The 13011-nt window shown below is 64.5% G+C and carries 13 protein-coding genes; 7 read left to right on the top strand and 6 right to left on the bottom strand.

Annotation, left to right across the window (positions count from 1 at the left end):
• The first annotated feature begins 178 nt into the window (after positions 1 to 178).
• The gene (locus tag BMF89_RS10350) at positions 179 to 802 is read left to right on the top strand and encodes a DUF4190 domain-containing protein (protein WP_078107008.1); all 624 of its coding nucleotides are present in this window, start codon (positions 179 to 181) and stop codon (positions 800 to 802) included.
• 93 nt (positions 803 to 895) lie between these two features.
• Here the strand turns inward: BMF89_RS10350 and BMF89_RS10345 are convergent, their stop codons facing one another.
• Genes BMF89_RS10345 through BMF89_RS10335 form a run of 3 tightly spaced genes read right to left on the bottom strand, consistent with a single transcriptional unit; the run spans position 896 to position 4623 of the window.
• Positions 896 to 2395: an oligopeptide:H+ symporter gene (locus BMF89_RS10345; RefSeq protein ID WP_078107007.1), complete on the bottom strand. Its 1500-nt coding sequence runs from the start codon at positions 2393 to 2395 to the stop codon at positions 896 to 898.
• A 28-nt stretch (positions 2396 to 2423) separates the two neighbouring features.
• On the bottom strand, positions 2424 to 3881 hold the full coding sequence (locus BMF89_RS10340) for an amidase (RefSeq protein ID WP_078107006.1): 1458 nt from the start codon (positions 3879 to 3881) through the stop codon (positions 2424 to 2426).
• Positions 3874 to 4623, bottom strand: coding sequence for a peptidase E (locus BMF89_RS10335; protein WP_078107005.1), 750 nt, complete (start codon positions 4621 to 4623; stop codon positions 3874 to 3876). The genes BMF89_RS10340 and BMF89_RS10335 overlap by 8 nt, the downstream gene beginning before the upstream one ends.
• Positions 4624 to 4813: 190 nt before the next feature.
• On the opposite strand from BMF89_RS10335, the gene BMF89_RS10330 reads away from it, so the two are divergent.
• The 3 genes from BMF89_RS10330 to BMF89_RS10320 all read left to right on the top strand — a co-directional run bounded on the left by BMF89_RS10330 (position 4814) and on the right by BMF89_RS10320 (position 6468).
• Positions 4814 to 5140 (top strand): rhodanese-like domain-containing protein, encoded by a 327-nt coding sequence (locus tag BMF89_RS10330; protein ID WP_078107004.1) that lies wholly within the window; start codon positions 4814 to 4816, stop codon positions 5138 to 5140.
• 31 nt (positions 5141 to 5171) lie between these two features.
• A complete protein-coding gene (pheA, locus tag BMF89_RS10325) occupies positions 5172 to 6119 on the top strand; it encodes a prephenate dehydratase (RefSeq protein WP_078107003.1) in 948 nt (315 codons plus the stop codon).
• A gap of 130 nt (positions 6120 to 6249) precedes the next feature.
• Positions 6250 to 6468: a hypothetical protein gene (locus tag BMF89_RS10320; protein ID WP_078107002.1), complete on the top strand. Its 219-nt coding sequence runs from the start codon at positions 6250 to 6252 to the stop codon at positions 6466 to 6468.
• A gap of 27 nt (positions 6469 to 6495) precedes the next feature.
• On the opposite strand, the gene BMF89_RS10315 is transcribed toward BMF89_RS10320, so the two are convergent.
• A complete protein-coding gene (locus tag BMF89_RS10315) occupies positions 6496 to 7542 on the bottom strand; it encodes a diacylglycerol kinase family protein (RefSeq protein WP_078107001.1) in 1047 nt (348 codons plus the stop codon).
• Positions 7543 to 7653: 111 nt separating this feature from the next.
• On the opposite strand from BMF89_RS10315, the gene serS reads away from it, so the two are divergent.
• The 3 genes from serS to BMF89_RS10300 all read left to right on the top strand — a co-directional run bounded on the left by serS (position 7654) and on the right by BMF89_RS10300 (position 10961).
• Positions 7654 to 8934 carry a serine--tRNA ligase gene (gene serS, locus BMF89_RS10310; RefSeq protein ID WP_078107000.1) on the top strand — a complete coding sequence of 427 codons (1281 nt, stop codon included), beginning with the start codon at positions 7654 to 7656 and terminating at the stop codon, positions 8932 to 8934.
• 118 nt (positions 8935 to 9052) lie between these two features.
• Positions 9053 to 10015 carry a hypothetical protein gene (locus BMF89_RS10305; RefSeq protein ID WP_078106999.1) on the top strand — a complete coding sequence of 321 codons (963 nt, stop codon included), beginning with the start codon at positions 9053 to 9055 and terminating at the stop codon, positions 10013 to 10015.
• Positions 10016 to 10115: 100 nt separating this feature from the next.
• Complete coding sequence (locus BMF89_RS10300; protein ID WP_078106998.1) at positions 10116 to 10961, top strand: HAD family hydrolase; 846 nt, start codon at positions 10116 to 10118, stop codon at positions 10959 to 10961.
• Between the two features lie 84 nt (positions 10962 to 11045).
• Here BMF89_RS10300 and BMF89_RS10295 read toward each other — a convergent pair whose 3' ends face one another.
• Together BMF89_RS10295 and BMF89_RS10290 are read right to left on the bottom strand one after the other, a co-directional pair.
• Positions 11046 to 12128 (bottom strand): aromatic acid exporter family protein, encoded by a 1083-nt coding sequence (locus tag BMF89_RS10295; RefSeq protein ID WP_078106997.1) that lies wholly within the window; start codon positions 12126 to 12128, stop codon positions 11046 to 11048.
• A 67-nt stretch (positions 12129 to 12195) separates the two neighbouring features.
• On the bottom strand, positions 12196 to 12795 hold the full coding sequence (locus tag BMF89_RS10290; protein WP_078106996.1) for a MarR family transcriptional regulator: 600 nt from the start codon (positions 12793 to 12795) through the stop codon (positions 12196 to 12198).
• Between the last annotated feature and the right edge of the window lie 216 nt (positions 12796 to 13011).

Here is a 13011-nt window from a genome sequence, read left to right as displayed (position 1 = left end):
CTTGAAGAGAAAACCCACTATTGCGGTGCCTGTGACTTCGTATTTCCGCCGGACCGGCGAAGATTCACTGCCCGTTTACCGGAGTGCGGCATGGGGTTGGGAAGCCGGGGCTCGGGAGCTTATGTGCGCCTGCGCTCGGCGGTAGGCTGGGCACAAAGACTCGCAAGGGGGATATTCCATGACTGACCAGCCAGCTAAACCCGAGAACGCTCCCGAGGGCGACGAACCGCCCAAGGGCTACGAACCGCCGTCGTACATTCCGCCCGCATCCCAACCCGACGAAAACCCGTACGGCCAGCAGCCGTTTGCCTCGCCGGCGGCTTCCGGCCCCTACGGCCAGCCGCAGCAACCGCAGCCGCACCAGTCGCAGGAACCGTACGGTCAGGCGCAGGGCGGCCCGGCCCAATACGGCCAGCCCGCCTACGGACAGCAGCCCGCCAGCCCCTACGGACAGCCTGCCTCGCCCTATGCACAGGCACCGCAGGGCCAGTCACCGTATGGGCAGCCGGCCAGCCCCTACGGCCAGCCCGCTTACTATGGCATGGCCGCCGAGCCCAAGGGCCTGAGTATAGCGAGCATGTGCTGCGGGATCGCTGTCTTCGTGGGCTTTGGCTTCTTTGTCCTGCCGCAGATTGCCGCCGTGATTCTTGGCCACATGGCCCTCAAGAAGGAACCAGCCGGCAAAGGCATGGCTATCGCGGGCCTTGTGATGGGGTATCTGGGAATTGTCGGCGCGATCATTTTCTGGGTCTTTATCGCGATTTTTGCCGCCACGGCTTCTCGCTACAACTACAACTACTAGCAACGACGACGGCGGCCGGTGCGCTTGGCGGGAAACCCACCGAACGCACCGGCCGCCGTCGCGGTCTAGTTCGATTACATGACTGGTAAGTGACTAGCGGACGCCGCCCATCAATTTCTTGATGGCAGGCGCGCCGGCAGCCAAGGCCACAGCGATGACCACGGCCGTGCCGCCGACGCCCAGGAAGTACGGCAGTTCGTTGTCAGGGTTGTACAGCCCGGCGAGGATACCGGCCAGCGCGGTGCCGAGAGACACCGAGAGGAAGAACAAGGCCACCATCTGGGTGTGGAAGGCCTTGGGAGCCAGCTTGGTGCTCACGGACAGGCCGATGGGGGACAGGAACAGTTCCGCCAAAGTGAAAAGGAACAGGATTCCCACGAGCGCAAGCAGCGGGGTCTTCCCGGCGCCGGACAACGGGATGAAGGCCAGGAATGCCAGGCCCATGACGAAGAGTCCGGCAGCGAACTTGACGGGGGATCCCGGCTGCTTCGGACCGAGTTTTGTCCAGAGGGCAGCCATGACGCCCGCAAAGACGATGATGAATACAGGGTTGATGGACTGTACCCAGGCTGCCGGCATTTCCCAGCCGAAGAGGTTGCGGTCCAGTTTCTCCTCCGAGTAGACAGCAATGAATGTGAACTGCTGCTGGAAGAGGGCCCAGAACGCTGCCGATGCGATGTAGAGCGGGATGAACGCGACAACACGCTTGCGCTCGAACGACGTGACCTTCTTGCTTCGGAAGATCAGCGTGAAATAGATCACCGAGGCGACGATGGCGGCGTAGGCCATGCTCTTGGCCAGGTTGCCGGGGTTCACCACGCCGGTCATCAACAGCACGGCGATCACGATGGCGATGCCGAAGAAGATGAGCCCGTAACGGCTCCGCTGTGCGGAGGGGAGGGGGTTCGGGACGCGGTGGGCTTCTTCCGGGAGCTTGTTTCGGCCGAGCGCGTAGATGACCAGGCCGATCGCCATGCCGACTGCGGCTGCGCCGAAGCCCCAGTGGAAGCCGCTGCTTTCCTGCAGCCAGCCGGTAACGAGCGGTCCAATGAGGGCGCCGGCGTTGATACCCATGTAGAAGATGGAGAAGCCAGCGTCACGGCGTTCGTCCTTCTCGCCGTAAAGGGTGCCCACCAGCGCTGTTGCGTTGGCTTTGAGGCCACCGGATCCGATGCCGACCAGCACCAGGCCTGCCACCAGGCCCGGGATGCCGGGGAGGAGGGCAAGCGCGATGTGGCCGGACATGATCATGATCGCGGAACCGAAAAGTACCCGTTCGGAGCCGAAAAGCCGGTCCGCCAACCATGCGCCCAGGATCGTGGAGAGGTATACGCCTCCGCCGTACGCGCCAACCAGTCCGGCCGCAAGCGATTTGTCGATCGAGAGTCCGCCATGGTCCGCGGTGAAGTACATGTAGTAAAGCAGGATGCCCTGCATGCCGTAGAAAGAGAAACGCTCCCACATTTCTACGGAGAAGAGGCTGGCCAGCATCTTTGGGTGGCCGAAAAATGACGTATCGCCCGCGTTTTTGGCGGGCGTCCGCGTGTCAAGAGTTGTGCTCATCTGATCCATGGTGACATTGACTGAGCGCATTGTCACATTTTTTAGATGCCTCAGGCAACTATCCGCCGGCGATAGGTGCCGATTTTTGCTGCAGTTCAAGCTGCCTTGCGAGCCGCAGGAGCAGTAGCTCGGAGCCCGGTTTCCCGATGAGCTGGATCCCCATCGGAAGTCCCGTTCCAGGGGTTGGGCCGGTCCAATGAACGGGCACCGTGACCGCTGGCAGGCCGCACACGTTCACCATGGAGGACCACGGCGCAAACTCGCATTGCTTGCGGTAGTCGTCGTCCGCGTCGCCCGGCCAGTCGGGAGCCGGCCATTGCTCGCCTCCGGGTGTGGAGCCGGTGAACCAGCCGACGGGCCGTGGAGTCTGTGCCAGTGACGGTGTCAGAACGATGTCCCATTGTGCATACTGGACCACCGTGTCGTGGGTGAACTGCCGGAGGAAACCGAGGGCTTCGTTGACCTTGGCGGCGCTGCGTTGCTGTGCCCGACGCCGGAAGGTCCGGGTCAGCGGGGTCAGCAGGGCTTCGCGATGCGGCAGGATACGGGCGCTCCCGACGCCGGCAGTCCAGGCGGTAGTGAATGCTTCCGGGTAACGGTTGTCGTACCGGATCCCGGCGTCGAACACCGAGTGGCCCGCTCCCGTCAGTAGATCGACGCCCTTGGCGAGGGCATCCAGGGCCTCCTGCTCCGGGGCAAAGGGAAATGCGGTGGACCACGGGCTGTCCAGGCTCGTGCCGATGCGCAAGGGTGCCGGCGCCTCCTCGAGCCCAGCAAGGTAGCCCCCTTCCGGCCGGATTCCGTCTGGCACCAGGGCATCCATCATCAGCGCGGCATCGGGGGCGGAGAGGGCCAGCGGTCCGGCTACCACCAAGCGTGCCGCGTCCCCCACGCTTTCCCCGGCCGGCACCAGGCCCCGGCCCGGCTTCAACCCCAACAGTCCGCATGCCGCAGCGGGAATACGTATGGACCCGCCGCCGTCGCTCCCGGGCGCAAAGGGAACCAAACCCGCCGCAACCGCGGCGGCGCTACCCCCCGACGAGCCCCCTGAGCTGCGGCTCAATGCGTGCGGGTTGCGCGACGGCGGTGCGATGCGGTTCTCGCTGTAGGCCGTGAGTCCGAATTCCGGAACCTGGGTCTTGCCCAGTGAGATGGCGCCGGCGCCTTTGAGTGCCGCGGCAAGGGCGCCGTCTTCGGGGGCAGGCTTCCGGTCCAGGGCTCCACTGCCGTGGGTGGTGACGACTCCCGCAACATCGGCAAGGTCTTTGAAGGCCAGCGGCATACCGTGAAGAAGGGGGAGCCCGGGGCCCCCGCGGCGCTGGCGAACATACGCTTCGTCGGCGGCCCGGGCGTCGAGCATGGCCTGGTCCGCGGTCACCGTGACGAACGCGCCCAGCATATGGTTCTGCTGTTCGATCCTCGCAAGGAAGTGTTCCGCAACCTCAGTGGCCGAGAGCTGACCGGTGGCCAGCGCCTGGCGCAGCTGGACCGCGCCGAGTTCATGGATGTCAGCCAAGGAAGCGGGACTCCAGTCGCTCCTCAATGGCAGCGGCCTCGCCGTCGGGCGCTTCGCCGGGTGCCGCGGTGACGCGATAGGCGGCCTTGCCCCTGACTTCGGCAACCACGTCCACGAGTTCCGTGCCCCTGTAAACGAGCCCGACGCCGTCGTCGGTGCAGTGTGTTTCCCCCAGCACGCCCTCCGACACCAGCTGGTGGACCAGCGGGCGGCGGCCCGGTTCGGAGTCATAGTGGACACCGTTGGCGTAGGGGAGGAAGCCAAGTCCGTTGGTCACGGCGCGCAATTCAGGCCCGTAGGAGTCGGTTGTGCCACCCTGGAACCAACAAATCGAGCCCGCTGACACTCCGGCCAGCACCACGCCCTGTTCCCAGACGCGCCTCAGAATTCCGTCCAGCCCGTGGGCACGCCACACGGCCAGAAGATTGACCACGGAACCACCATTGACCCACACGACGTCCTGCTCCAGGAGGTACGACTCGGGATCGCCGTAATTGGGCATGGTGAAGAGGTTCAGGTGGGTGAAATCGAAGCCCGAAACCCGGGCGGCCTGGTCCAGTTCCGCGGCGAACCAGCGCTGGTCTCCGGACGCCGTGCCAAGATGCGCCACCCGCGGCGCGCGTCCGCTCACCCCGGAAAGTTCGACGGCGTGGTGAACCAGGAGGTCGAACTCCATCCTGGTGCGATGACCGGACTTATAGCCGCCGGAGGTTGCCAGGATGGTGGGCTCGCCAGCAGCCATGGTGCCGTCTCCTTGCCTCGAGCGTTCCCGGGTCGCCGCAACGGCGAACATTTAGCGACAACACTAGTGCCGCGATGACGCAGTGAGGAAGTACCGTAACCTGCCGCGCCCTACGGGTCTCGGCGATGATGGCGACGGGCTCCGGTATTAGTGTTGATTTGGAGATCTGAATCAACTGGAAGGAACTCACGTGAGCGATTTCGAGACCGTGCCCGTCGGCGATGTTCCGGCTGGCGCGAAAATCCTGGATGTCCGGGAGGATTACGAATGGGTGGCGGGCCACGCCGAGGGCGCGCTTCACATCCCGCTTGACCAGATCCCGGGCCGCCTTGACGAACTTGATCCGGACGATGACCTCTATGTCATCTGCCGGACGGGCGGACGGTCCTTCCGGGCGGTTCAGTGGCTGGTGGGGCAGGGCTACACCGCCACCAACATCGCGGGAGGCATGGACATGTGGTTTGAGACCGGCCGCCCGATGGTTTCGGAAAACGGCCTCAAGCCGGTCGTCCTGTAGCCACAACGCATAACACCTAAGGAATATATACATGTCGGCATCCGCGCTCACCTACACCTTCCTCGGTCCGGAAGGTACCTTCACCGAGGCTGCGCTCCTGCAAGTCCCCGGCGCGGCCGACGCCAACAGGGTGCCTTGCACCAATGTGAACACGGCATTGGAGAGGGTTCGCCAGGGTGAAGCGGACGCAGCCATGGTGCCGATCGAGAACTCGGTGGAAGGTGGCGTGACCGCCACCCTGGATGCCATTGCCACCGGAACCGAGCTGAGGATCATCCGTGAAGCCCTCGTTCCCATCACGTTCGTGCTGGTTGCCCGCCCCGGAGTGAAGATCTCCGATATCCGCCGGATCTCCACGCATGGCCATGCCTGGGCCCAATGCCGGCTGTGGGTGGACGAAAATATCCCGAATGCGGAATACGTGCCGGGATCCTCCACCGCGGCAGCCGCCGTCGGGCTCCTCGAAGGCGATGCGCACTATGACGCCGCCATCTGCGCCCCCCTGGTTGCGGCCGAACGCCCGGGCCTGAACATCCTTGCCGAGAACATCGGTGACAACCCTGGCGCGGTGACCCGTTTCGTCCTGGTCAGCCGTCCTGGTGCATTGACTGAACGCACCGGCGCGGACAAGACCACCGTCGTCGTGCCCTTGCCCGAAGACCGCCCCGGTGCCCTGATGGAAATCCTTGACCAGTTTGCCACCCGCGGGGTCAACCTCAGCCGCATCGAGTCCAGGCCCACCGGCCAGTACCTGGGCCATTACTTCTTCAGCATCGACGCCGACGGCCACGCCTCGGATGCCCGGGTGGCCGATGCCCTGGCAGGTCTGCACCGGATCAGCCCGGCCACGCGCTTCCTGGGGTCCTATGCGCGGGCGGACGAGCAGAAAGCCTTGGTGGCTCCGCATACCTCCGACGCCGCGTTCGCCTCCGCACATGCCTGGGTTCGTCGCATTCTGAGTGGCGAACCGGGCGCTTGACCGGCCTGAATCCGCCCCCGCAAAGCGTTGGATAATTGACTCTTCAACCCCTATCGCGTGGATAAAACTGTGCGTATGCTTGCTTGATCCACAATTGATGGACGCATGCCCCTAACGGAGGGAGCGGGCCATGTCGGGAAATAGCAATGACACCAGCGGCCAGGGAATGATCGTCAACCCCAAGCCCAAGGCGGACAACCAGGACTGGGACGGCGACGACGCCGACCGGGCCGATCGGCTGCGCTTTGAAGAAGAACAGGCCATGATTCGCGAGCAATCGGAAGCGCGCGCGGCTGCCAAAGCCTTGGCAGAACACAAAGCAACGGAAGCGGCGAAGAACGCCAAGTAGCGTGTCGCGCTATTGCGCGGGCATCGGTTATTGCACGCGCACGAGGAGGGAACGCGGCTCCACCTTGACGGTGACTTGCGTGGCCTCGCCCGAGGGATCGCCGTCAAGTTGTGTGGCCATCGGTTCGTTGCTGCTGATGACCACTTTGCCCGAACGGTAGTAATTCATGACCGGCAGGTTCCGGTTGTGCTTGAACAAGATCTTGGCATATACCGCGATCCAGCCGATGGCGCTGCGGGGGCTCATGACCACAACGTCCAGGACCCCGTCGTCGATCATGGCACCGGGAATGAAGTCGATGCCCCCCGGGATCAGGCCGCAGTTGGCAAACAAGACGCTTCGGATTTTCCGTGACTGCTCGGGCTCGTCGTCCATGGCAATGGTGACCCTTTTGCGCCGTCCGGGCAGGTGGCGGACGCCCGCCTCGGTGTAGGCCAGCCAACCGACTGCTTTTTTGAGGCCGTCGTTGGTGTCGCCCACAACCTCGGCATCCAGCCCCATGCCGGCGATCACCAGGAACGCATGCTCGGAAGAGGCGCCTGTCCGCTCGTTGTGGATCGCCATCCGGGCGGTGTCGATGTAGCGCTGGTGGCCGAAGAGCGCCGTGTGGACATTGCCGCGCAGATCGTTGACATCCAGGTTCACGTTGCGTGCCAGCAGGTTTCCGGTGCCCAGGGGGATCAAGCCCATCGCCACGTTGGTGTGCGCGAGGGCCTCAGCCACCACGCGCACGGTACCGTCGCCGCCGCCGACAAGTACGACGTCGGGCCTGTACGCCAGAGCCGCCTTGGCTTGCGAATGGCCGGGGTCGTCCGCGGTGGTGTCGAAGAAACGGGGTTCGTCCCAGCCCGCAAGATGGCAGGCTTCCCGGATGATCCTCCGCGCATCCTCGGCTTTCGTCTTCACCGGGTTGAGGATCACGGCAACCCTTTGCAAACCGGCTTCGGGCTTGTGCACGGCTTCGTGCACGGCGCTGCGCGTATGCCTGGCCCTGAGCCGGCGCACGCCCCACCAACTGGAGACGGCAAAGACCACGCCCCCAGCCAGAATCACGTACAGGATCCAGTTGCTCATGGTGCTTCAACCCTATCCCGCGGAAGGTGCGGCGGCGCGCGGCGGCAGGGGGTGCCTGCCGCCGTCGGACGCTGGCGGCGGAGCTGCGCGCTGATTCGATACTCTAGTCTGGTGATCGACGTAAAAGACCTCAGCGAAAACCCGGACAAGTTCCGTGCCAGCCAGCGCGCCCGCGGCGCCGACGAGTCCGTGGTGGACGCGATCATTTCCGCCGATGCAGACCGCCGCGCGGCACTGATCCGCTACGAAAACCTCCGTGCGGAGCAGAACGTCTTCGGCAAGAAGGTGGCACAGGCCAAGGGCGAGGAAAAGCAAGCGCTGCTCGCCGAGGTCAAGGAACTGGCCAACTCGGTCAAGGCTGCCTCTGCCGAAGCCGACGCCGCCCAGGCCAAGCAGGAAGAGCTGCTCCGCGTCATTCCCAACCTGATTGAGGACGGCGTGCCCGAGGGTGGCGAGGACGACTTCGTGGTGGTCAAGACGGTCGGCACCCCGCGCGAATTTACTGACTTCGAACCGAAGGACCACCTGGAAATCGGTGAACTCATCGGCGCGATCGATATGGAACGCGGCGCCAAGGTCTCCGGTGCGCGCTTCTACTTCCTCCGCGGCGTCGGTGCCCGGCTGGAGATGGCACTGTTGCAGATGGCCATGGACCAGGCCATCGAGGCTGGCTTCGTACCGATGATCACCCCCACGTTGGTGCGTCCGGAAATCATGCAGGGCACCGGTTTCGATGTAAAGCACGACGCCGAGATCTACCGTCTCGCCGAAGACGACCTTTACCTTGTGGGAACCTCGGAGGTGGCCCTCGCCGGCTACCACTCGGACGAGATCCTCGATCTTTCCGCCGGGCCTATCCGCTACGCCGGGCAGAGTTCCTGCTACCGGCGCGAAGCCGGTTCGCATGGCAAGGACACCCGTGGCATCATCCGCGTCCACCAGTTCAACAAGGTGGAGATGTTCATCTACACCACGGTTGAGGAAGCCGCTGCCGAGCACGAGCGCCTCCTGGCCTGGGAAGAGGAAATGCTTGCGAAGGTGGAACTCCCATACCGTGTGATCGACACCGCCGCGGGCGATCTCGGCATGTCCGCGGCCCGGAAGTTCGACTGCGAAGCCTGGGTCCCCACCCAGAACGCGTACCGCGAGCTCACCTCGACGTCCAACTGCACCACCTTCCAGGCCCGTCGCCTCAACATTCGTGAGCGTGCGGTCAATGAGGACGGCGTTGCGAAGGGCACCCGCGCCGTGGCCACGCTGAACGGTACCCTGGCCACCACCCGCTGGATCGTGGCCATCCTGGAGCACCACCAGAACCCGGATGGCTCCGTGAACGTCCCCAAGGCACTCCAGAAGTACATTGGAGGGCTCGAGGTGCTCCCCGTCCTGTAGCCTCCTGCATTCCGTGGCCCCCGGAATGCCGGCTCGGACCGGTCCTCCACAGCCTGGTTTGTCCACATAGGGATAAAGGACGGCTGACGCCGCGCGACGATCCATGGAGAGTAATTCCATGGACATCCCTCCGGAGATCATTATCTCGGCCGAGCGGCTTGCTCTCACCGGCTCCACAGCGGTGATTTACCGTCCATTCAGGGCAGGCCGCCTCGTCCGGCTGAGGCGCGGGTATTACGTGAAAACCTCCACCTGGGTGGAAGCGACGCCTGCCCAGAGGTTCGAGTGGTCCGCGGCGGCGGTGGGCCTGGCATTCGAGCAGTCCGTGTTTTGCGGTGAGTCCGCAGCCGTCGTGCTCGGCGTCCCGACGCTTCACCCTCCGGAGTTCGTCGATCTGGCCACTTCCACCGAGCGGACCACCGGACGGCGGCCGGCAACGTTTGTGGTCCACGGAAAGAGCGTGCTCGCCGAAAAAGCGCGGAACACAGGCAACCATCCCATGCGTTACGTCCTTCGACGCGACGCTGAGGCAGTGGTTTCCGGCCGGTTTTCCTGCACCAGTCCGGTGCAGACGGCCATGGACGTCATGTGTACCTCGTCCTTCAGCAGGGCGCTGGTTGTAGCTGACGGAATCGCACGCATGCTGGTGGAGCAGGGTTCGCTCGGGCAGGATGCCTGCTTGATCGAGCACCCTGAGATCGCCTTGGCACTGGACGGGATCGTAGCTGATGCCACCAAGCACCGGGCAGTCCGCATCGCGAGCTTGGCAAACGCGAAGGCCGATTCAGTGGGGGAGTCGTACAGCAGGGCCGTCATCGAGCTGCTTGGCTTTGAGCAGCCGCTCCAGCATCACACCGACGATTCCGATCAGTTCGTTGCGCGGACCGGGTTCTGGTGGCCGGAGCACTTGATCGCGGGCGAATTCGAGGGCGGGCAACAGGAGAAGCCGGGTGAGGAGAGCATCCGTGCGTTGGGGATCACCGTAGTCAGGTGGAATTGGGCCGATTTGGAGCAGCCGGGCCTTCTTCGGCAGAAGCTCCTGCGTGCCGGACTGCGGCCGCGCGCCAGGGCCTCAAGTTAACATTCACACTGTGGACTATCTGGGAGTATTCACCGCTTGTTAATCCCCTGCTGTGGCCTTCGTCCTAGCTGGTGCCGGTGGGGTCTGCTTCACTGGAGGCATGACTATTTTGACTGATACCTCAGTCGCTGGCATCGATGACCAGCGGAATTCGAATCACAAACTCATGGTCGCGTTGGACGTCGACGGAACCCTCGTCGACCACGATGGCCACATGACACCGGGTGTCCGCGAGGCCGCAAGGGCTGTGGTCGCCCACGGACACAATGTCCTGATCGCTACCGGACGCTCGTTGAATGCCACCCTGCCCATCATTGAGCAGATCGGACTGGAACGCGGCTATGCCGTGTGCTGCAACGGCGGCGTCACGTTGCGCCTCGATCCCCAGCTGGACGCAGGTTACGAGGTCATTCACAAGGCAACCTTCGATCCCGCTCCGGCGTTGATGGCACTTCGCGAGCAGCTTCCGTCCGCAAAGTACGCGCTCGAGGATGAGGACGGAAACTTCCTCTCCACCGAGCGATTCCAGGACGCCAGCTTCGGCGTTGAGGCAATCGGCGTGGATTTCCAGACGATGCTGGACGCCACTGCGGTGCGTGTAGTGGTCTTCAGCAGCGAGAACACCGCCGAAGAATTTTCCACAGCCATTCGCAAGATCGGGCTCTCCGGGGTCACCTACTCAGTGGGTTGGACGGCTTGGTTGGATATCGCGGCCGCCGGGGTCACCAAGGCCAGTGCTTTGGAGCAACTGCGCCAGAGGCTCGGCACTCACCCCCGCCACACAGTGGCAGTGGGGGACGGCCGCAATGACATCGAGATGCTCAGCTGGGCCGGGCGCGGTGTCGCCATGGGCCAGGCACCCGAGGAAGTCATCGCCGTCGCGGATGAGGTCACCGCGTCGGTCTACGACGACGGCGCGGCCCTCATCCTGCGTCGCCTGTTGTAGTAACTGCCTGTTGTAGCCAGGGTCCCGGCGCAGCCATACCAGGCCGAAGCGCAGCGGGGCTGGCCGGCGGATGCCCACCGCAGCTCACACGGCGTCGGAGACCACGGTGATGATTCGCCGCAGGCTCATCGCGACCGAAGCGGTGGCGTTCACGGACGCTTGGTCGGCCGCGGCCTCCGTGAGGGTGCCACTCAGTGCGGCCACACTGTCCCGGGCCGCTTCGAGGGAGCTCTTGAAGTCTTCGGCGTCTCCATGCCTCCATTGCCGAATCGCCACCGCAACGTCCACGAGGGCCTCCGCCAAATGCGGCGGGACCCCCTCCGGAATGACCGTCCCCGCGTCCTCTTCCCAGATGACGCTTGCCAGGACATCCGTGATGTCCTGGACATGAAAGGTCAGCCGTTCCATCGCGCGCAAACCGGCCAGGTCGCCGGGCAGGCGCCTGGCCCGACGGCGGGACCGCGGGTTCGCCTTGGCGCTCAACTTCGCCGCCTGGACGGCTGTCCGCACGTCGGTCGCAGTACGTGCTAGCTCGCCGCTGCGGCTCGCCCATTCCTCATGGTCCGGTGGCCAGGATTCCGTCATGGCGCTGGCCATGTCCCTGAGTTGCTTGGACAGCGCCCGTTGGTGTCCGTCGATGGCCGGATCAATGCCTTCAAGATGCAGGGGAGGGAAGACCAGCCAGTTCACCGCGAATCCGACTGCCACTCCCATGCCCATTTGCAGGACGTACGCGAATGAAAAGCCCTGCGTATTCGAATATCCCAGCACCAGCACGAACAACGCCGCCATGGGGACCCACTCGGAGGCGCTGCCGAGCCGTGGCAGACCGCCGATGACCACGCCAAGGCCGACGACGACGGCAACCGCCAGTGCGTTCGGGGTGGTGAAGGTGGTCACGGCGAAGGCCATCGCTATGCCCAGCCCGAGTCCGAGCAGGCTTTGCAGTCCATGCTTGGCGGACGCCGCAACGGTGGGGTGCATGCTGACCAGGACACCCAGGGGTGCGTAGTACGGATAGGCCGCGGCAGGCCCGGGCATCAGCGGTGCGAGGTACCAAGCCAGTCCGGCGGCGACGGCCGTTTTGGCGGCAAACAGGAGGCGGTGGCCCGTGACAGCTTGCCTGAGAGCGGGAAGAAGCCGCCCAAGCTTTTCCCTGGAGATCATGGACTCAAGGTAGGCCGGGAGGAATGGGTGTGTCGAGTACAGGATGGCTGAAGGCGTGCCGACGCAATCAGTAAACCTCGAGGATCATTTGCAGCAAGCGGGCTGCGGCCGGCCTGGCGGCGTGCTCTTCCACCCATTGGGCCCGGGCAAGTGCCTTGCTCACGGCCTGGGTGCTGATGCCCAATTCCTGGGCCACGGCCTTCTGTTGTCCACGGACGCCGGGCGTCAGCAGGTCCAGGACGCGCCACTCAGCAACGCTTCGATGCTGCACGATGTGCCCCAGAAGCCGCAGCACAGCCTCCGATTCGGCAGCAAGTGCGGCGATGGGCCCCTCGACGGCCACGGGGACACGCTCCTTGCCATTCCGCAAGCGGTCCACGGCGCGGCGTGCGTAGACCAGTCCGTGCCCGGAGGCGTCTTTGATTTGGTTGGGCAGGGGTTCGTTGACCGGTCCGACGCCGATTCCCACGTACCACTGTCCGCTCCGCAAGGCGATGAGCGCCGAATCCACGGCCTGGTGCGGAAATTCCACGATGCCTTGGACTTCGTCCTCCACCGAACGGTCAAAGTCCAAGCACGCCGGGATGTGGCGCAGGTCTTTGAGCAGCTGCGGTACGAGGTCTCCGTTGCCGCGGCTGTCGCGTTGGTTGATGGTCAGCGTGAACATGGTGGATCAAACACTACCGGCAGGTACCTGACTTTCAAGCGGTTAATTCGGAGCCAACTGCTCGTTACGGCAGCGGGTGCCCGGCGATTGCGGGCCGATTCTTTCCGCGTCGGAGACCCACCGATTAAAGTACGACGGCGGGGGGGGGGGGGGGGGGGGGCGCCCCCCCCCCCCCCCCCGGGGGGGGGGGGGGGGTGGGGGGGGGGGGGGGGCGCG

Source organism: Arthrobacter sp. SRS-W-1-2016 (assembly GCF_002009585.1).
GTDB classification, from domain to species: Bacteria; Actinomycetota; Actinomycetes; order Actinomycetales; family Micrococcaceae; genus Arthrobacter; species Arthrobacter bambusae_A.
This window is presented reverse-complemented; position numbering and strand designations above follow the sequence as displayed.